Genomic DNA, 18,315 nt, shown 5'->3' with positions numbered 1-18,315 from the left:
CTTTTTTTTTGTGGGTTTTTATGCCTCGGGAATTTCACAAAGCACCTGAGAGCAGGCTTTGGAATGGAAGAGGTTATCCGCAAACCTCAAGGCGATGCGGCTTTCCCGGCCCGGGCAGCTCCCTTAGCGCACACCGGCAATCATGGACAGACCGCCGGCCTGCACATAGTTGAGCACCATCAGCAGCACCTGCAGGCCGATCAGGGCGATCAGCGCCGAGAAATCCACATTGCCGATCAGGGGCACCACCTTGCGGATAGGCGCCACCAGCGGCTCCGCCAGACGCTGCAGCACGCCGTAGATGGGGGAATAGGGCTGGACCCAGGACAGGATGGCGTAGATCAGCAAGATGCCCATCATGCCGGACAGGATGACCTTGACCAGTCCGCAAATTGCCAGCCACGGCAGTGCCAGCAGCGAGCCCTTGCCGCCCAGCAGCAGCCAGATCAGCAGCACCTGCGACAGTTGCAGCAGCAAGGCCGCAATCAGGCTGGACTTGTCCCAGCGCCCCTTGGCAGGAACGACCTTGCGCAGCGGCATGACGATCCAGTCGCTCAGCGCAAAGACCAGCTGCCCCACGGGGTTGCCGAACGGCACACGCTGCGCCTGCATATACATGCGCAGCAGACAGGCGCCGCTGATCAAGCCGACGACGACATCCAGCAGAAACAAAACGATTTCAAACAGCATGTGACCCAATTCAGAAAACAGTGAGCAACTCACCTATTCATGGGATGATAGCCGGGCACCATGACCGATACGCAAAGTCTGCATTCCCTGCCCCTGTTCCCGCTGAACACGGTGCTGTTTCCCGAAGGCCTGCTGAGTCTGCAGGTCTTCGAGGTGCGTTATCTGGACATGATCCGCAAATGCCAGCATGCCGACGCCCCTTTCGGCGTGGTTGCGCTGCAGGCGGGACAGGAAGTGCGCAAGGCCGGCGCCCAGACCGAGCGCCTGCACTCGGAAGGCGTGCTGGCCCGCATCGCCCGGCTCGACTCGCCCCAGCCCGGGCTGCTGCATCTGCAATGCAAGGGCGCCCAGCGCTTTCACATCCAGCGCTGCTGGCAACTGCCGCATGGCTTGTGGGTGGCCGATGTCGCCATGCTGCCCGACGACCCCAAGGTCACCATCCCCAAGCATTTGCTGAGCACCTCCCATGCACTGGCTCAGGCCTTGCTGAACCTGCACGACCACGACCCCGACCACGCGCAGCTGCCCACGCCGGCGCAGATGCACGACTGCGCCTGGGTTGCCAATCGCTGGGCCGAGATGCTGCCCCTGCCGGTGCGGATCAAGCAGCAGCTGATGACGCTGGACGCCCCGCTGCTGCGGCTGGAGCTGATCGCCGATGTACTGGAGCAAAGCGGCATTACCGGATCACCCCCACAGGACGATGCCTGAAAACATCTAATCCCCTTTGCTGGCGGTCGACAAAAGCTATTTATTTGATAGCAAAAGACTGACTTGCCCGAATGCAGCCTGAGCCCTGGAGGCCGCATACCGCAGCTCCCGTCAGCGCTTTGCCCGGTCGCCTACCGCTGCTTCGGCAAAAAACTTAAAATCACCGGTTTCGGGCAGCTGCCATCTTGGCTGCCCCTTATTTCTGGCCTCCAACCGGCGCTTGTCGCTGGCGCTCTCTTTTCATGACTGAACAAAACACCTCTTCTGCGGCAGAAAACACCGCCCCTCAGGACGAAAACAAACTCATCGCCGAGCGCCGCGAAAAACTCAAGGCCCTGCGCGAGTCTTCCAAGGCCAATGGCGGCGTTGCCTTCCCCAACGACTTCAAGCCCGAGCACCGCGCCGCAGCCCTGATTGCAGAACACAGCGACAAGGATGCCGAAGCCCTGGATGCCGCGGCCATCGCCGTCAGCGTGGCGGGCCGCATGATGCTCAAGCGCGTGATGGGCAAGGCCAGCTTTGCCACCGTGCAGGACGCCACAGGCCGCATCCAGGCCTATGTCACCCGCGACGCCGTGGGTGAAGAGGTGTATGCCGACTTCAAGAAGTGGGATCTGGGCGACATCATCGCTGTCGAAGGTCAGTTGATGAAGACCAAGACCGGCGAGCTGTCGATCAAGGCCACGAAAATCCGCCTGCTCACCAAGAGCCTGCGCCCCATGCCCGACAAGTTCCACGGCATGGCCGACCTGGAGCAGAAGGTGCGCCAGCGCTATGTGGACCTGATGACCGACGAAGAAGCCCGCAAGCGCTTCGTGGCGCGCAGCAAGGCCGTGGCCGGCATCCGCGACTTCATGGTCGAACACGGCTTCCTGGAAGTCGAGACCCCCATGCTGCACCCCATTCCCGGCGGTGCCAATGCCAAGCCCTTCATCACCCACCACAATGCGCTGGATCAGGAGATGTACCTGCGCATCGCGCCCGAGCTCTATCTCAAGCGCCTGATCGTCGGTGGCTTCGAGCGCGTGTTCGAGATCAACCGCAACTTCCGCAACGAAGGTATCTCGGTGCGCCACAACCCCGAGTTCACCATGATGGAGTTCTACGCGGCCTACTGGAACTACCAGGACCTGATGGACTACACCGAAAAGCTGATCCGCGATGCAGCCATCAAGGCCGTGGGCACGCTGGAGCTGAGCTACGGCGGCAAGCCTGTGGATCTGGCCAAGCCCTTCGAGCGCCTGACCATCCCCGAAGCCATCGTCAAGTACACCGAAGCCGGCGACAACGTGGCCAACCGCGAATGGCTGACCAATGCCCTGAAGAAGCTGGGCATGAAGGAAGACAAGGACAAGCTGTCCACCCGCACCCTGGCCAGCCTGCAGGTGCTGTATTTCGAAGAGGTGGTGGAAGAGAAGCTGTGGAACCCCACCTTCATCATGGAACACCCCACCGAGATCTCGCCGCTGGCGCGTGCCAACGACGAGCGCCCCGAAGTGACCGAGCGCTTCGAGCTCTACATCACCGGCCGCGAATTCGGCAACGGCTTCTCCGAGCTCAATGACGCAGAAGACCAGGCTGCCCGCTTCAATGCCCAGGTGGAAGCCAAGGACGGCGGCGACGACGAAGCCATGTACTTCGACCACGACTTTGTGCGCGCCCTGGAATACGGCATGCCTCCCACCGGCGGCTGCGGCATCGGTATCGACCGCTTCATGATGCTGCTGACCGACAGCGCCAGCATCCGCGACGTGATTCTGTTCCCCGCACTGCGTCGCGAACAGTAAGCCTGAAATTGATAGCTTCTAGCGCTTGACTGTCTTGGTTTTCAGATATTTTCATTGCTGAAATCCAAGCAGAGCAAGCGCTACCTGCTATCAAAGATTTGGCAAAAACAGGCTTTGCCCGGCAGGCACCTGGAACCGATAGGATGAATCCTCGGTTCCATGTCTCAAGGAGAGCGCCATGTGTCGCTGGCTGGCCTATACGGGCAATCCTGTTTCGCTGGAAACAATGCTGTTCCATGCGCGCCATTCGCTGATCGACCAAAGCCTGCATTCGAGATTCGGAGCGACGACGACCAATGGCGATGGCTTCGGACTGGGCTGGTACCAGCATCCGCACGACATGCCCTTTCGCTATCGCTGCATCCAGCCGGCCTGGCACGACCACAACCTGCGCGAGCTGTCGCGCGCCGTGTCGGCGCCCATGTTTCTCGCGCATGTGCGCGCAGCAACGCACACGCCGGTGCAGGAGACCAACTGCCATCCGTTCCGCCACCGGCGCTGGATGTTCATGCACAACGGCATGATCGAGGACTTTCCGCGGGTGAGGCGCGATCTGCTCGTGGCCATCGATCCGCAGCTCTTCGCCTCGCTGGAAGGCTCGACGGACTCGGAGGCCATGTTCCTTCTGGCCATGAGCTTCGGGCTGGAGCACACTCCTGTGCCGGCCATCGCGCGCATGGCGGGCTTTGTCGAGGCCACGGCGCGCAGGCACGGGATAGCACACCCGCTCAGCATGACCGTGTGCGCCAGCGATGGCGAGCAACTGGTGGCTGTGCGCTACGCGAGCGAAGGCCAGTCGCCGCGCTCGCTCTATCACAGCACCTCCTTCAAGCATCTTCACGCGCTCTATCCCGACGACCCGCGCATTGCGGCCGTTGGCGATGATGCCTATCTGATCGTTTCCGAGCCGCTGGTCGACCTGCCGCAGGCCTGGGCCCAGGTGCCCGAGTCCACGGCAATCGTTGTGCGTGGCACGCAGATCGATTACCTGCCGTTCGCCCCCATTCAACCCTGAGGGCGTGCGCAGCCGCACAAGCCCAAACCCGGCGCACGTTCATCCAGTCGCTGCCACCATCCGGGCGGCGGCTGCGCCATCAACCCCGTGGCTATACTGGCCCACCATGCATATCCCTCAATACTGGGCGCAAGCGCGGCTGCGCCATGCAACCGGCCAACGCCACGGCGCGACCGTTCAGCGTTGGGGCTGGTCCGACCACAGCCAGCAGGAAGCCGAGAGCCATGCGCAGCAACGAGCCCGGCAAGCGCTGGACGCCGTGCTGGCCGCTCCCACGCAACGCCACCTCGATGCGGGATTCGAGCGCATGGAATGGCGTGGTGAGTACGGTCTGGACGGCGGCACGCCCATTCGCGAAGAGGTGCTGGAGCGGCGTGATGAATCCGTCATGACCCGCAACAGCTATGGCGCACACTGCCTGAACACAGAGCATGTGGCCATTGCCGATATCGACTTTCCACCGCAGAAAAAGCCTGCCCGCTTCCCTCTCATCTCGTCGCTGCTGCTGGCCCTGGCCCTGCCCTGGCTGTGGGTGACCCCGCTGACCTGGAGTCTGGGTCCTGCGGTGTTGATGCTGCTGGTGGCCAGCATCGGCCTGGTCTTCTGGTCGGGCCTCAAGCAATGGCTGCATGCCCGCCAGGCGCAACGCGACCATGCCCGGCAGCCACCGCCTGTCGATCTTGCGCTGGCAAAGATTCAGGCGTTCTCCGCCAGCCATCCTGACTGGGGCCTGCGCATCTACGAAACGCCCAAGGGCTTGCGCGTCATCGTCACTCACGCCGCATTCAGCCCCTCTTCCCCCGAGGTTCAGGCGCTGTTCCAGCAACTCGAGGTCGACCCGCTGTATGCCATGCTGTGCCAGCAGCAGCAGTGCTTTCGTGCTCGCGTCAGCGGCAAGCCCTGGCGCATGGGCTTGAATGGCCTTTCCACTCAGGAAAGGCGCTGGCCCCTGCCTGCTGCCTCCCAGGCTTCGCGCCAGCAGTGGGTGTCGGACTATGAGGCCAGATCGGCACAGTTCGCGGCCTGTCGCTATATCGATCAGCTGGGCGCAACGGCGCAGTGCTCGGCGGCACAGACTTTTGTGCTCTGGCACGATGAATCCAGCAAAGCCCACTCCGCCCTGGCATTGGCCTGAGTGTCTGCGTGACCATTCGCAAAGCCTGTTGCTCGAAACCGGCGTATAAAGTAACAATATATTTCCCGGCACATGCCTGAACTACAGATGCGTCCGATCCTGATCTTCCTCCCATGACAGCTCTGCCATCTTCTGCATCAGCTTTGTCTGCCATCGAATCCAGCGGAGCACGGTTCTCGGCACCCGATTCCGCGACCCCGTTCTCCGTGCTGGTTGTCGAGGATCAGGCCGTCATGCGCGCCGCCCTGGTGACCGAACTGCGCCAGGCCGGTGTGACCCACGTGCTGGAAGCCGAAAACGGCCGCACTGCACTGGCACTGTTTCGCAGCGAAAGACCCGATCTGGTGCTGCTGGACATCCGCCTTCCCGGCGAGGACGGCTACTGGGTCGCCCGTCAGCTGCGCGAGGCCGAACCCGGCGAGTGGACGCCCATCATCTTTCTCTCCGGGCTGGATAACGACCTGGACGTCTGGCGCGGCATCGAAGCGGGTGGTGACGACTATCTGGTCAAACCTGTCAAGCCCATTGTGCTGGTCGCCAAACTGCGTGCCATGCGCCGCCTGCTGGACATGCGTCGCCGCCTGGTCTCCGTATCTGCAGAGCTGCATCTGGCAAATCAGAAACTCAACGAGATGGTGGAGCTCGATGCACTCACGGGCCTGGTCAATCGCAGAGGGCTGGACCGCATGCTGCATGCCGAAATTGCAGCGGCCAGACGCGAGAGCAGGCCGCTGACGCTGATGCTTTGCGACCTCGATCACTTCAAGCATTTCAACGATACCTACGGCCATGTCCAGGGTGACGAATGCCTCAAGCAGGTCGGGCGTCTGCTGCGCGAAGTCTGCGTGCGCCCGCGCGACATTGCCGCACGCTACGGCGGTGAAGAGTTTGCCCTGATCCTGCCCAACACCCCGCGCTCCGGCTCGATGACGTTCGCACGTGCGCTTGGCCAGATGCTCAAGTTCCTCAAGATTCGTCCGCCAGGAACGGTCGAGGACATTCCACTGACCCTCTCCGGCGGCATTACCACCTGCATTCCCGACGAGCACACCAGCGCCGAATCCATGCTGATGCGCGCCGACGAAGCCCTGTACGCTGCCAAGTCACAAGGACGCAACCGCTTCTTCAGCTTCGAGATGCAGATGGACACCATAGAGCAAAGGCAGATCTAGTCATCCACCGGGCAGCGTTGCTACTGCTGCCTGGAGCCTGCAAGGTCGACACTTGTCAGCTCCGCTCTCAAGAGACGCTAGGATTGACGCATTGTCCTGTCGGTCCTTCGGGACCGACCTCTGCCGTTTTTCTCGAGTGACTGGTTATGCGTCGTCTTCAAATGCACCTGCCCGATTGGATGCAGGACTGGCTTGAAATCCTGATTCCCGGGATTCAGATCTTTCTCATCATCCTGGTGGCCTGGCTGATCAACTGGCTCATCAAGCGCATCATCTCTCGCGCAGGCAAGGCCTATGACCTGCCGCATGAGCTGCTCATGCCGTTGCGCGGCGTGTTTCGCTGGATCATCATCGCCGCCGCCGTGCTGGCGATTCTCGAGCGTCTGGGCATGTCGGCCACCGTGCTCTGGACGGCCTTCACCGGCTTTGCCACCGTGGGCGCCGTTGCCTTCTTCGCGGCCTGGAGCGTGCTCTCCAACCTGTTCTGTGCGTTGTTGATCGTCACCGTCGGCCCGTTCAGGCTGGGCGACTATATCGAGGTGCTCGACACTGCCGAGAAGCCCGGAGCCAAGGGCCGCGTGATCGACCTTAATATGCTTTACATCACCTTGCAGGATGACAGCGCCCCGGCGGGCATGCCCAATCTGCTGCAGATTCCCAACTCCCTGATCTTCCAGCGCGTCATTCGCCGCTGGAAAGGCGGCATGCCGGTGGTGACGGAGAACACGCCGGCCACCAGCCAGGAGGAAGCTTGCGCCGTGGCCATCACGACTCCTGGCGGCAGCGCCGCAGCCTCGGGCTGATATCGGCTGATATCGGCTGATACCCGGCCTCCATGCAAAAGGGCTTCCTGAGAAGCCCTTTTTTGATTACCTCAAGGCAGGCGCGGCTTGACCTTGCTGGCGGCCAGCTTGGCATTCACGCGGGCCTGCTCCACATCACCAGCGCGTGCCAGGGCCACGCCCATGCGACGCTTGACGAAGCTCTCGGGCTTGCCGAAGAGGCGCAGATCGGTGCCGGGCACGGCCAGGGCCTGGTCCACGCCGTCAAACACCAGGCCTTCTGCATCCTGACCGCCGTAGATCACGGCACTGGCACCAGGGTTGCGCAGGCTGGCATCCACGGGCAGACCCAGAATCGCGCGGGCATGCAACTCGAACTCGCTTTGCCACTGCGTGCACAGCGTCACCAGACCTGTGTCATGGGGACGCGGCGAGACTTCGCTGAACCAGACCTGCTCGCCCTTCACAAACAGCTCCACGCCGAACAGGCCCAGGCCGCCGAGGTCGTCGGTGACCGCCTTGGCAATCTGGCGTGATTTCTCGAGCGCTGCAGGATGCATGGGGTGGGGTTGCCAGCTCTCCACATAGTCGCCGGCCTGCTGGATATGGCCCACGGGGTCGCAGAAATGGGTTTCGATCTGACCATCCGCACCCTTGGCGCGCACGGTCAGCTGGGTGATTTCGTAATCGAAGTCGATAAAGCCTTCGACGATCACGCGGCCCTTGGCCACACGGCCGCCGGCCATGGCGTAATCCCAGGCCTTGGCCACATCGGTCGGGCCGTCGATCTTGCTCTGGCCCTTGCCCGAGCTGCTCATCACGGGCTTGACCACACAGGGGTAGCCGATGGCAGGCTGGCCGTCGCTGCCGTCAATCGCGGCTTGCAGCTCGGCCAGCGAGTCGCAGAAACGATAGGGGCTGGTGGGCAGGCCCAGGGTTTCAGCGGCCAGACGGCGAATACCTTCACGGTCCATGGTCAGACGCGCGGCACGGGCCGTGGGAATGCAGGTGATGACGCCTGCGGCCTCCAGCTCTTCCAGCATGGGCGTGGCAATGGCCTCTATCTCGGGCACGACCAGATCGGGCTTGACCTCTTCGATCAGTGCCTTGAGCTGGGCCGGATCGCTCATGGTGATGGTGCGCGCATGGTGGGCCACCTGCTGGCCAGGCGCGTTTTCATAGCGGTCCACGGCAATGGTTTCCACGCCCAGGCGCTGCAGGGCAATCAGCACTTCCTTGCCCAGCTCGCCGCTGCCCAGCAGCATGACTTTGGTGGCATTGGGGGAGAGAGGGGTTCCTAGGGTGGTCATGGTTGCATCCTGCATATATGGGGCCGAGCCCCCGATCATAGGCGAGCAGGCAAGCCTCTCGTGACTGCGGCTTGGCAATTCGGCCGCTTTCAGCGCCGACCGATGAAGCGCATGGCGCGGCTGACTGAAGATTCAGTGCGGCATTGGCGAGTAATGCTCGATGCGGCAGGCGCCGCGATTCTTGCATTGCCCGTCGAGATAGCGAAAGCGTACCGTCACGGCAGCACCGGGACTGGGCCACTGCCTGCGCGGCAGCTCGCTTTGATAGTCCGCCGTTTCGGGCCTGAAGCTCAGCGCCGTGCCCGGTTGCGGACATTCGGCATCGCCGCTGGCTTTGGCTTCGAGCACTCGGGCTTGCAGCGCGCGGCCACCGCTTTGCTTTTCTCGCACCTGCACCTTGAGATCGCAGATCTGCCAGTCTGCAGCCTGGGCGGCAGCGGCGCAGGAGGTCAAAGCCGCCGCGATCAAAATTCGGAAAAGAGTCATCTGCCTACCTGCGAGTGAGTGGTGTTCATGGGCCAGCATCTCTACCAAATAGATAGCATCAATCGCTTTAAGAAAAAGGGATTGAGGCCAATATCATGGATTTTTTCGGTGGATATCAGTGCGTCAGACCGACAGCCTTGCCGCCACGCTGCGGAATGCTTCCCGCGTCGAATCGCATCTCGGAAGTCCAGACCGCATCGTCCCAGACCCAGGGGCTGCTGGCCTGCTCCAGACCCAGCACATGCACACCGCTCTGGTCCTTGACGCGTTCCTTGAGCCAGTCGATCTGATCGCTGCGCACAAACACCAGGCAGGCAATCTCCCAGTCGGGCTGCGTGATGCCCAGACCGTGCAGTTGCGACAGCAGCGGGGCATACCATTTCTCGACTCGCTCGTTGAGACGGTTGACCAGCGCCAGCGGATAGCCGGAAGCCGATACCTCGACCACATAGACCTGGCGACGAGCCGGGCGCAATGCCACGAAAGCCGGACATTGCCAGCCATCGGCCACCTCATACTTGGGGGCCACAAAAGTTTCACCGTTGGCCGTGAGCAGCTGCATCACGGCTTCTTCATGTCGGTCCATGCTGAATTTCTCCGGCGCGCCGAAAGTGCGCGCAGGCTCACACCTTAGCGCAGCTCAGGCCTCGCCAAAGCAAATTCCGATATCGCGCGCCATGGTCAGCAGCGGGCTGTCCAGCGGGACGGTGCGCTGGGTATTGGCCACATCCGCAATCGCCACACTGCCGATGCGGCCGTTCTGCAGCGTGACCATATGGCCCAGCTGGCCGCCCAGCACTAGCTGCGCCGCATGGTGGCCGAACTGCGTGGCCAGTACCCGGTCAAACGGCGTCGGATCGCCGCCGCGCTGCACATGCCCCAGCACCGTGGTGCGCACCTCGCTCTGGAGATGGGGTTGCAGGCGCTCGCGCAGCACATGGCCGACGCCACCCAGACGCACGGGGTCGGGACTGTGCGCAATCCGCTCGCGCACCGTCAGGCTCTGGCCGCTTTCCTTGGCCCCCTCGCCGACGCAGATGATGGTGTAGCGCTGACGCCGCTCGCGCTCCTGACAAACCTTGATGATGGACTGCAGGTCGTAATCGATCTCGGGCAGCAAAATGATGTCGGCAGCACCGGCGATGCCGGACTCCAGCGCCAGCCAGCCAGCATGGCGACCCATGGTCTCCACGATCATCACCCGGTGGTGGCTCATGGCCGTGCTCTCGATACGACGCAGGCTTTCGGTCACCGTGGCCACGGCCGTATCGAAGCCAAAGCTGCGCTCGCAGTTGGCAATGTCGTTATCGATGGTCTTGGGCACGCCCACGCATTGCAGTCCCACCTGCGCCAAGCCATGGGCCAGGCTCATGGTGCCGTCACCGCCGATGGCGACCACCACATCCAGTGCCAGCGCCTTGACGTTACGCCCCACCTGGGCCAGCGTGGCCGCATCGCGCAATGGATTGGCGCTGTTGCTGGTGCCCAGGATCGTGCCGCCGATATGCAGAATGCCGCTGACCTCGTCCCAGCTCAGCGCTCTGACGCGCGGACTGGCATCCATCAGCCCTTCAAAGCCGTCGGCAATGCCCAGCACCTCGCACTGGCCATGGTTGATCAGGGACTTGGTGACCGCACGGATCACCGCATTGAGGCCGGGGCAATCGCCGCCACCGGTCAGCACACCAACGCGCATGGGCTCGCTCTCCAAAGATTCTCGAATGCACATCATCCCACGAGAAAGTCGCTCCCAGAGCCTCCCTTGCCTGCACCGTGGTTGAGACTGCTTGTCCCCGAACCTGCCTGCTTCAGCGGCTCCCGGGCAGGTCGGCCTCCCGGATCCCTTGCTGCGGCTGCAGCAGCCAGCGTGCCGTGTGGAACTCCGTCACGCTGTCGCGGTGGGCCACCGAAACCAGTGCCCCGCCTCTGCCCTGCACCAGTTGCACCAGCCGGCTGTAGATCTGCGCTTCGGCAGCATTGTCCAGCGCGCTCGTGGCCTCGTCCGCAAACACCCAGGCCGGACGCTTGAGCAGGACCCGCGCCACGGACAGCCGCTGCTGCTCGCCTCCCGACAGGCTGCTGTTCCAGGCCGCCTGGCTGTCCAGCCGCTCCTGCAGCTGCGGCAGCTGCGCTTCGCGCAAGACCTGTTTGAGCTCAGCGTCGCTGTAGCTTGCCGCCGGCTCCGGATAGGCCAGGGCATCGCGCAGGCTGCCGTCGGGAAAATAGGGACGCTGAGGAATGAACATGGCGTCCAGAGGCCGCTCCACCTGGCCTCGCGCATAGGGCCAGATGCCCGCAAACGCCCGTAGCAAGGTGGACTTGCCGCTGCCCGAAGGCCCGCTGATCAACAGCCTCTGGCCAGGGCGTATCTGCAGCCTGGCGTCCGCCACGATGGGGCTTCCTGCGGGCAGGGATACATCGAGATTCCGGGTCTGCAACTGGTTCGACGCTGCAAGCTGTACGCCGACCGGGTGCTCCTCCTGCTCGCGCAGACTCTCGTCGAAGCCGGCCAGACGCAAGGTCGTGGCCCGCCAGGCCGCGATATCGGAGTAGTTGTTGACGATCCAGCTCAGCGAGTCCTGCACCTGATTGAAGGCCGAGCCTATCTGCATCAGCTGACCCAGCTGGATGGCGCCACTGAAAAAACGCGGTGCGGCAATGATGAAGGGAAAGACCACGGCCGCCTGGCCGAAGAAATTGGTAAACCAGCCCAGACTCTTCTGCTTCTTGATCAGGTTCAGATAGTTGCCCAGGGCGTCGCCGAAACGCAGGCCGATCTGAGCACCCTCCACGCGCTCGCCACCGTCCAGGGCGATGGCTTCGGCATGCTCGCGCACGCGGATCAGGTGATGGCGGAAGTTGGCCTCCAACTGCTGCTGACGGCTGTTGAGCCAGACCTGAGGTTTGCCGATCCAGAAGGTGATGGCACTGCCGACCAGACAGTACAGCACGGCCATCCAGACCATGAAACCGGAAACCTGCAGCTGCCCGCCGCCGAGCAGTGCCGGCAGACCGATATCGACGACGGAACTCAGGCTCCACAGAATGCCGACGAAGCTCACAAAGGTGACGGCCGCATTCAGCAGCCCCATGGACAGCGACACGGTATAGGTGGTGAACAGATTCAGGTCCTCCTGAATCCGCTGGTCGGGGTTGTCGGGGGCCTTGGCATTGCCGTCCACGCCATAGCGCCCCAGCTCCAGCCGGTAGAACGCCTTGGCCGACAGCCAGCGCTGCAACATATGCTCGGTCAGCCAGCGCCGCCAGTTGAGCTGCAGCAACTGCGTCAGATAGAACTTGTAGACCGCGATGACGATATACACCAGGGCCAGCCAGAGAAAGCGCCATAGCTGCTGCCAGAACACCTCTGCCTGCTTGTTCTGCAATGCGTCATAGAACACCCGGTTCCATTCATTGATCTGCACCAGCATGAACACTGCGGCGAGATTGAGACCCACGATGGCGGCCAGCAGCCCCCAGGCCTTCCATTTCTCCTCGGATTGGAAATAGGGCCGGGTCAGCGAAAAGGCCTGGCGCAGCACGCCCGACCGGTTTTTGCGGGACTCAGGTCCCGGGCTCTTGGAAGTCATGCAGGCTTTCGGTGATTCATGAACAAAGGCGCCGCGGCGATGCCGCTGCCAGGCTCCTGAGCTCACCCTAAGCCGCTTAACTGAGGCCAGACTTAAATTCCGGCAGCCGCCCTGCCGGACCTTCGAAAGGCATAAAAAAATCCGCTGCCCTTGCGTCAAAGGCAGCGGATGGCGGGATCGGCCCAGTGCCGTTTAGGGCAACAGATCCAGCGCCTGCAGATAGGCAGGCTGGCGCATCAGATCGTCCCAGGTCTGGGGTTCGGTATCGGGCAGCAGCGAGACACGGCGCGATTCGGAGTCGATATCGGGCACCCAGCGGCCATCGCGCAGCGCGGCATCCATGCCGTCCAGCAACTCGTCTACATGCTCGCCCAGACCCAGGCTCTGGTTGCACAGCAGCACCATGTCACAGCCCGCATTCAGGGCTGTCAGCGCGGCATCGGTGTAGCTGATGAGTGCGCCGTCGATGCGGCGCGCGCCCTCCATGCTGAGGTCGTCGCTGAAAATGGCGCCGTCATAGCGCAGACGGGCGCGCAGGATGTCCTTGAGCCATTTCTCGCTGAAGCCTGCCGGGCGCTTGTCCACCTTGGGATAGATCACATGGGCGGGCATGACGGCGGTGAGCACGCTGGACAGCCAGGGATAGGGAGCGGCGTCTTCGTCGAGAATGGCCGTCAGGCTGCGCTTGTCGACGGGAATGTCCACATGCGAATCGGCCTTCACAAAGCCGTGACCGGGGAAATGCTTGCCGCAATTGCCCATGCCGGCCTGCAGCAGACCCTGCATCAGGCTCCTGGCCAGAGCGGCCACCACCCGCGGGTCGCGGTGAAAGCTGCGGTCGCCGATGACCGAGGATTCGCCATAGTCCAGATCCAGCACAGGCGTGAAGCTGAAATCCACACCGCAGGCACGCAGCTCCGTACCCAGCACATAGCCGGCGGCCGTGGCGGCGTTCATGGCGCGCATGGCACCGCTGCCTTCACGGTATTTCTTGCCTTGACCATCATCCATCCACATCTCGCCAAAGGCACGCATGGGCGGAATATGCGTGAAGCCATCGGTGCGAAAGCGCTGCACGCGGCCGCCCTCGTGGTCCACGCTGATCAGCAGATCGGGCTTGACGGCCTTGATATCGACACACAGCTGGACCAGCGCGCTGCGGTCCTCCCAGTTGCGCTTGAAGAGAATGATGCCGCCCACCAACGGATGGGCCAGGCGCGCGCGGTCCACATCAGTCAGCGATGTGCCGGCAATATCAATGATCAGAGGTGCATGCATGCTCATGATGTAAAAATTTCTATAGCTGCCAGCGCCTATATATCAAGCACCAGAGGCTGATTTCACTCTTTTCTTTCGACGACACAAAAGCTGGCTGCGTAGTCGGATTCGTCCGTGACGGACAAATGCGCCGTCAGATTGTTTTTCTCAAACCACTCCTTGAGTTCGCCATGCAGACGAATCGCAGGCTGGCCGCTGGGCAGCTTGATGACTTCGCAATGGCGCCAGGTCATGGGCATGACCATGCCCATTCCCACGGCCTTGCTGAACGCTTCCTTGGCCGAAAAGCGCGTGGCCATGTAGCGGATGCCGCGCTCGGGCCAGCGCTCGCTGCGCGCCTTCCAGGTCGCCAGTTCGCCATCGGCCAGAACCTTGCGGGCAAAACGCTCGCCATGCTTTTCCAGGCTTGCGCGTATGCGGCGCACATCGCAGATATCGGTGCCGATGCCGTAAATCATCTATGGCTCCTTATAGAGAAAAAGGCCTCAAACGCTTACCCATAAAGCGCTGGCAGCTATCTTTTCAGGAATTCTTGCCTGCCATGCCAGCGTCGATGCAGGCCTGATAGGCCTTGACGGTCTCGGCATAGCCCAGCTCCAGTGCATCGGCAATCAGGGCGTGGCCGATGGAGACTTCGGCCAGACCCGGCACCCGGGCCACAAAGGCGGCCAGATTGTCACGATTCAGGTCATGGCCGGCATTGATGCCCAGCCCGGCGTCCAGCGCGGCCTGCGCGGCCCTGGCATAGGTCTGCAGCTGTTGCTCCTGCTCGGCCTTGCCCCAGTTGGCGGCAAAAGGCTCGGTGTAGAGCTCCACACGGTCGGCACCTACGGCCTTGGCTGCCGCCATCTGCTCGGGGATGGGGTCCATGAACAGGCTCACGCGCACGCCCAGGGCCTTGCATTCGGCAATCAGCGGCTGGAGGCGTTCGGCATCCTGGGGAAAGCTCCAGCCATGGTCGCTGGTGAACTGGTCTTCGCTGTCGGGCACGAAGGTGGCTTGATGCGGGCGCGTCTGGCGGATGAAATCCATCAGGTTCTGCGTGGGATTGCCTTCGATATTGAACTCGGCGCCAGGCCAGTTCTTGAGCAGATCGTGCAGCTCGAACACATCCTGCGCACGGATATGGCGCTCATCGGGACGCGGGTGAATGGTGATGCCCTGCGCTCCCGCTTCAAGGCAGATCTGCGCCGCACGCGTCACCGATGGAATGCCCAGATGGCGGGTATTGCGCAGCAGCGCCACCTTGTTGACATTGACCGAAAGCGCGGTGCGGGAGGAGGCAGAGGTATTCATAGCGATTGCAGATCCATCATCAGCTGGCGGGTGCGCAGCATGGTTGAGCCGCAATGGTATTGCAGAAGATGGCGCAATTGCGGCTTCAGGGCCTGGGCCACTTCAGGCTCGGCCAGCGCGTTCAGGGTTCGCGGAAACGGCTGCTCGGCCTGCAGCGCCAGCTCTATGGTCTGCCACTGCTGGCCGCTCAGCGCCGCGCGCTCGTAACCGGCGGCCTGGCGCAGACCTCCATCAGCCACAAGCGTGTAGCGCAAAACACTGTTGAGCTGGCTGAGCGTTGTGCTTTCCTGCCTCAGATCGGGCAGATGGCCGAGCTCGCGCAGCAGCACCAGCTCGAAGGCACGCAGCACGGGCTCGATGGCCTCGGTCGTGCCGCCATGCTGGCCCGCCAGCACACGCACCACCCCTGCATAGATGTCGAACAGCGCCGCATACGGATCGTCGCGCGCCAGCAGACGCAGCAGCAGCTCGTTCAGGTACATGCCCGACCAAAGCGCATCGCCCTGGGGCATGACATGGCCGCCCGCCCATTCCGCACCCTTGAGCGTGTGAATCTCGGCATTGCCTTCCGCCCCCAGCGTGTAGCTGAGCTTGAGCGGCTGCAGCGGCAGCAGCACAGGGCGAAAGTTGGAGGTATGGCGCTTGACGCCCTTGGCCGCGAGCGCCACACGCCCGCGATGGCGCGTGAACACCTCCAGGATCAGGCTGGATTCGCTCCAGTCATACTGGTGCAGGATGTATGCGGGTTCGTCGCCGACGCGTTTGGCTGCCACGGAAGGAGTCAGATAAAAGAAAAGGCCTCAGCAGAGGCCTTGGTCCGGAAATGATAGCTTGAGGCGCAGTATTCACGGCGCCGCAAGGCCATCACTCGTAGCCGAAGGATTTGACCCGGGCCTCGTCGTCGGCCCAGCCGGATTTGACCTTGACCCAGACTTCCAGAAATACCTTGGCATTGAGCAGCTTTTCCAGCTCCTGGCGGGTTTCGGTGGAGATGCGCTTGAGGCGCTCGCCGCCCTGGCCGATCACCATGGCCTTGTGGCCGTCGCGCTCGACCACGATGGTGGCGGCAACGCGCATGAAGCGGCCGAACTTGGGGCTCGGCTCCTCCTCGAACTTGTCGATGACCACCGTCGAGGTATAGGGCAGCTCGTCGCCCGTGAAGCGGAACAGCTTCTCGCGCAGGGTCTCGGAAGCCAGGAACTTCTCGCTGCGGTCGGTCAGCTCGTCCTCGCCGTAGAACCAGGGCTGCTGCGGCAGGTATTTGGCACAGATGCCATACATGCGCTCGATATCCTTTTTGTTCTTGGCCGACATGGGCACGAACTCAGCAAAAGGATGGCGCTCCTGCATGTCCCGCAGCCAGGGGGCGATCTCGGCGCGGCGACCCACGGTGTCGAGCTTGTTGGCGATCAAGAGCGTGGGAATGCCGGGCTTGAACAGGCTCAGCACCTTGGCATCGGCCAGCGTGAAGCTGCCCGCCTCCACCACGAACAGGATCAGGTCCACATCGCCGATCGCGCCCATCACTGTCTTGTTGAGCGACTTGTTCAGGGCGGTGGAATGCTTGGTCTGGAAACCGGGGGTATCGACAAAGACGAACTGGGTCTCGTCCTTGGTGCGGATGCCGGTGATGCGGTGGCGCGTGGTCTGGGCCTTGCGCGACGTGATGGAGATCTTCTGGCCTACCAGCGCGTTCATCAGCGTGGACTTGCCCACATTGGGCTTGCCGACGATGGCGATCAGGCCGCAGCGCTGCTCTTCGGGCGCGTAGACGCGTGCCGGAGCTTCTTCCTCCTGATCGCGGATGGCGGTCGGCGTGCTGCCGGGCTTGGCAGCGGCCAGCATGGCGCTGATGTAGTCCAAGCTGGGGTCGCTGATATCGGTAGTCACAGACTTGGGGCCTTTCTGGCCCTTGGCTTTTTCTGCACCTGCGGTGCCCGCTATCTTTTTCTTAGCAGCATCGGTCATGGATTTTTGGCTTTCACTTTTTCCAGCAAGGCAGCGGCAGCTGCCTGCTCGCCCATGCGACGGGATGCTCCCGAGCCCTGGGCGCTGATATTCCATTCGGCAATCGTGCACTCGACCTTGAAGGTCTGCTTGTGCGCCGCGCCACTGATTTCCACCACATGGTATTGCGGCAGCTTCATGCGCTTGCCCTGTAGCAATTCCTGCAGTGCGGTCTTGGGGTCTTTGTCGGCCGCACGCATATGGGGGTTGATGTCCACGCCCTCGAAGAGGTGGTGAACGACTTTCTCGCCTGAGGCAAAGCCGGCATCGAGGTATACGGCACCGATCAGCGCCTCCACGGCATCGGCCAGGATGGACGGGCGCTGCTTGCCACCGGACTTGGACTCACCTTCGCCCAGACGCAGCAGATCGGGCAGCTGCAACTTCAGCGCAATCTTGTGCAGCGTGCCTTCCTTGACGAGATTGGCCCGAACACGCGAGAGATCGCCTTCGGGCATGGAGGCCAGCTTGGCATAGAGCAAGCTGGAGATGGCAAGACTGAGCACCGAGTCGCCCAGAAACTCCAGTCGCTCGTTGTTGTCGGCCGAAAAGCTGCGGTGCGTGATGGCACGCTGCAGCAGCGCCGGGTTGGCAAATTGATGTTGCAGCCTTTGCTGCAGAGCGACTAGAGCAGGTTCCACCTGAAAGGTCTATTTCTTGAAACGGTAAACAAGGTAGGCAGGGCCTGCCAGATGAATCTCACGGGAATACTCGAAGCCCACGACGATCTTGTCGTTGACCTTGGTCACGTTCAGATCGTTGCCGGAGATGGACTTGAAGTCATCAATGGAAGCCGAACGATCGAAGCTGGCCTTGACTTCGGCAACGGTACTGCCTTCAGCGGCGGCCTTGTTGGCCGCCTTGGTGATGGCCTGGTACTCCAGGAAGACGGGCACCGATTGTGCGCCAATTGCGGCAACCGCCACGATGATGGCCACGAGAAACACCAGACCGATGAAGGACAGACCACGCTGCCTGGAGCGCAATGCCAGTTTTTTCATGCTTTTCCCCTCTCAAGCCGGGCATGTTCCTGCCCGTGTATCCCAGAAAATGACG

The 18,315-nt window shown here is 62.3% G+C and carries 19 protein-coding genes; 6 read left to right on the top strand and 13 right to left on the bottom strand.

From position 1 onward, the window contains the following. Positions 1-123: 123 nt before the first annotated feature. The gene (locus ACLBXN_RS02760) at positions 124-690 is read right to left on the bottom strand and encodes a YggT family protein (protein ID WP_211457562.1); all 567 of its coding nucleotides are present in this window, start codon (positions 688-690) and stop codon (positions 124-126) included. A gap of 60 nt (positions 691-750) precedes the next feature. On the opposite strand from ACLBXN_RS02760, the gene ACLBXN_RS02755 reads away from it, so the two are divergent. From ACLBXN_RS02755 to ACLBXN_RS02730, 6 genes are all read left to right on the top strand, one after another. Continuing rightward, a complete protein-coding gene (locus tag ACLBXN_RS02755; RefSeq protein WP_447611050.1) occupies positions 751-1,401 on the top strand; it encodes an LON peptidase substrate-binding domain-containing protein in 651 nt (216 codons plus the stop codon). Between the two features lie 242 nt (positions 1,402-1,643). Then, entirely contained in the window at positions 1,644-3,188 is a 1,545-nt protein-coding gene (gene lysS / locus ACLBXN_RS02750; protein ID WP_167005730.1) for a lysine--tRNA ligase, read from the top strand. Between the two features lie 178 nt (positions 3,189-3,366). Beyond that, a complete protein-coding gene (locus ACLBXN_RS02745) occupies positions 3,367-4,203 on the top strand; it encodes a class II glutamine amidotransferase (protein WP_447611049.1) in 837 nt (278 codons plus the stop codon). A gap of 106 nt (positions 4,204-4,309) precedes the next feature. After that, complete coding sequence (locus ACLBXN_RS02740) at positions 4,310-5,338, top strand: hypothetical protein (protein ID WP_447611048.1); 1,029 nt, start codon at positions 4,310-4,312, stop codon at positions 5,336-5,338. A 113-nt stretch (positions 5,339-5,451) separates the two neighbouring features. Next, entirely contained in the window at positions 5,452-6,510 is a 1,059-nt protein-coding gene (locus ACLBXN_RS02735; RefSeq protein WP_211457567.1) for a GGDEF domain-containing response regulator, read from the top strand. A gap of 146 nt (positions 6,511-6,656) precedes the next feature. Continuing rightward, positions 6,657-7,313 carry a mechanosensitive ion channel family protein gene (locus ACLBXN_RS02730; protein ID WP_034364924.1) on the top strand — a complete coding sequence of 219 codons (657 nt, stop codon included), beginning with the start codon at positions 6,657-6,659 and terminating at the stop codon, positions 7,311-7,313. 71 nt (positions 7,314-7,384) lie between these two features. Here the strand turns inward: ACLBXN_RS02730 and purT are convergent, their stop codons facing one another. From purT to ACLBXN_RS02670, 12 genes are all read right to left on the bottom strand, one after another. After that, positions 7,385-8,602: a formate-dependent phosphoribosylglycinamide formyltransferase gene (gene purT, locus ACLBXN_RS02725; RefSeq protein WP_447611047.1), complete on the bottom strand. Its 1,218-nt coding sequence runs from the start codon at positions 8,600-8,602 to the stop codon at positions 7,385-7,387. Between the two features lie 132 nt (positions 8,603-8,734). Next, entirely contained in the window at positions 8,735-9,088 is a 354-nt protein-coding gene (locus tag ACLBXN_RS02720; protein WP_447611046.1) for a hypothetical protein, read from the bottom strand. A 115-nt stretch (positions 9,089-9,203) separates the two neighbouring features. Continuing rightward, a complete protein-coding gene (locus tag ACLBXN_RS02715) occupies positions 9,204-9,674 on the bottom strand; it encodes a hypothetical protein (protein ID WP_447611044.1) in 471 nt (156 codons plus the stop codon). A gap of 54 nt (positions 9,675-9,728) precedes the next feature. Beyond that, entirely contained in the window at positions 9,729-10,784 is a 1,056-nt protein-coding gene (locus tag ACLBXN_RS02710) for a 6-phosphofructokinase (protein WP_447611042.1), read from the bottom strand. A 112-nt stretch (positions 10,785-10,896) separates the two neighbouring features. Then, positions 10,897-12,678: an ABC transporter ATP-binding protein/permease gene (locus ACLBXN_RS02705; protein WP_447611041.1), complete on the bottom strand. Its 1,782-nt coding sequence runs from the start codon at positions 12,676-12,678 to the stop codon at positions 10,897-10,899. A gap of 192 nt (positions 12,679-12,870) precedes the next feature. Further along, positions 12,871-13,962: a beta-N-acetylhexosaminidase gene (nagZ, locus tag ACLBXN_RS02700; protein WP_447611040.1), complete on the bottom strand. Its 1,092-nt coding sequence runs from the start codon at positions 13,960-13,962 to the stop codon at positions 12,871-12,873. Positions 13,963-14,018: 56 nt separating this feature from the next. Then, positions 14,019-14,414, bottom strand: a complete 396-nt coding sequence (gene acpS, locus ACLBXN_RS02695; protein WP_003064212.1) for a holo-ACP synthase — start codon at positions 14,412-14,414, stop codon at positions 14,019-14,021. Positions 14,415-14,478: 64 nt separating this feature from the next. Then, a complete protein-coding gene (locus ACLBXN_RS02690) occupies positions 14,479-15,252 on the bottom strand; it encodes a pyridoxine 5'-phosphate synthase (protein WP_447611039.1) in 774 nt (257 codons plus the stop codon). Next, positions 15,249-16,025, bottom strand: coding sequence for a DNA repair protein RecO (gene recO, locus ACLBXN_RS02685; protein WP_447611038.1), 777 nt, complete (start codon positions 16,023-16,025; stop codon positions 15,249-15,251). The genes ACLBXN_RS02690 and recO overlap by 4 nt, the downstream gene beginning before the upstream one ends. 91 nt (positions 16,026-16,116) lie before the next feature. Then, positions 16,117-17,220, bottom strand: coding sequence for a GTPase Era (gene era, locus ACLBXN_RS02680; RefSeq protein ID WP_003057966.1), 1,104 nt, complete (start codon positions 17,218-17,220; stop codon positions 16,117-16,119). Next, positions 17,217-17,900: a ribonuclease III gene (rnc, locus tag ACLBXN_RS02675; protein WP_447611037.1), complete on the bottom strand. Its 684-nt coding sequence runs from the start codon at positions 17,898-17,900 to the stop codon at positions 17,217-17,219. Before rnc ends, era begins: the two co-directional genes overlap by 4 nt. A 9-nt stretch (positions 17,901-17,909) precedes the next feature. Beyond that, entirely contained in the window at positions 17,910-18,260 is a 351-nt protein-coding gene (locus ACLBXN_RS02670) for a DUF4845 domain-containing protein (protein ID WP_407715256.1), read from the bottom strand. Between the last annotated feature and the right edge of the window lie 55 nt (positions 18,261-18,315).

It is taken from the genome of Comamonas sp. C24C (genome assembly GCF_053345995.1).
Note: the sequence above shows the minus strand (reverse complement) of the source record. Positions and strands in the feature narration are given on the sequence as shown.

Coding starts and splice junctions, on each gene's coding strand:
- ACLBXN_RS02760 (WP_211457562.1), bottom strand. CDS start 690: ATGCTGTTTGAAATCGTTTTGTTTCTGCTGGATGTCGTCGTCGGCTTG.
- ACLBXN_RS02755 (WP_447611050.1), top strand. CDS start 751: ATGACCGATACGCAAAGTCTGCATTCCCTGCCCCTGTTCCCGCTGAAC.
- lysS (WP_167005730.1), top strand. CDS start 1,644: ATGACTGAACAAAACACCTCTTCTGCGGCAGAAAACACCGCCCCTCAG.
- ACLBXN_RS02745 (WP_447611049.1), top strand. CDS start 3,367: ATGTGTCGCTGGCTGGCCTATACGGGCAATCCTGTTTCGCTGGAAACA.
- ACLBXN_RS02740 (WP_447611048.1), top strand. CDS start 4,310: ATGCATATCCCTCAATACTGGGCGCAAGCGCGGCTGCGCCATGCAACC.
- ACLBXN_RS02735 (WP_211457567.1), top strand. CDS start 5,452: ATGACAGCTCTGCCATCTTCTGCATCAGCTTTGTCTGCCATCGAATCC.
- ACLBXN_RS02730 (WP_034364924.1), top strand. CDS start 6,657: ATGCGTCGTCTTCAAATGCACCTGCCCGATTGGATGCAGGACTGGCTT.
- purT (WP_447611047.1), bottom strand. CDS start 8,602: ATGACCACCCTAGGAACCCCTCTCTCCCCCAATGCCACCAAAGTCATG.
- ACLBXN_RS02720 (WP_447611046.1), bottom strand. CDS start 9,088: ATGACTCTTTTCCGAATTTTGATCGCGGCGGCTTTGACCTCCTGCGCC.
- ACLBXN_RS02715 (WP_447611044.1), bottom strand. CDS start 9,674: ATGGACCGACATGAAGAAGCCGTGATGCAGCTGCTCACGGCCAACGGT.
- ACLBXN_RS02710 (WP_447611042.1), bottom strand. CDS start 10,784: ATGCGCGTTGGTGTGCTGACCGGTGGCGGCGATTGCCCCGGCCTCAAT.
- ACLBXN_RS02705 (WP_447611041.1), bottom strand. CDS start 12,678: ATGACTTCCAAGAGCCCGGGACCTGAGTCCCGCAAAAACCGGTCGGGC.
- nagZ (WP_447611040.1), bottom strand. CDS start 13,962: ATGAGCATGCATGCACCTCTGATCATTGATATTGCCGGCACATCGCTG.
- acpS (WP_003064212.1), bottom strand. CDS start 14,414: ATGATTTACGGCATCGGCACCGATATCTGCGATGTGCGCCGCATACGC.
- ACLBXN_RS02690 (WP_447611039.1), bottom strand. CDS start 15,252: ATGAATACCTCTGCCTCCTCCCGCACCGCGCTTTCGGTCAATGTCAAC.
- era (WP_003057966.1), bottom strand. CDS start 17,220: ATGACCGATGCTGCTAAGAAAAAGATAGCGGGCACCGCAGGTGCAGAA.
- ACLBXN_RS02670 (WP_407715256.1), bottom strand. CDS start 18,260: ATGAAAAAACTGGCATTGCGCTCCAGGCAGCGTGGTCTGTCCTTCATC.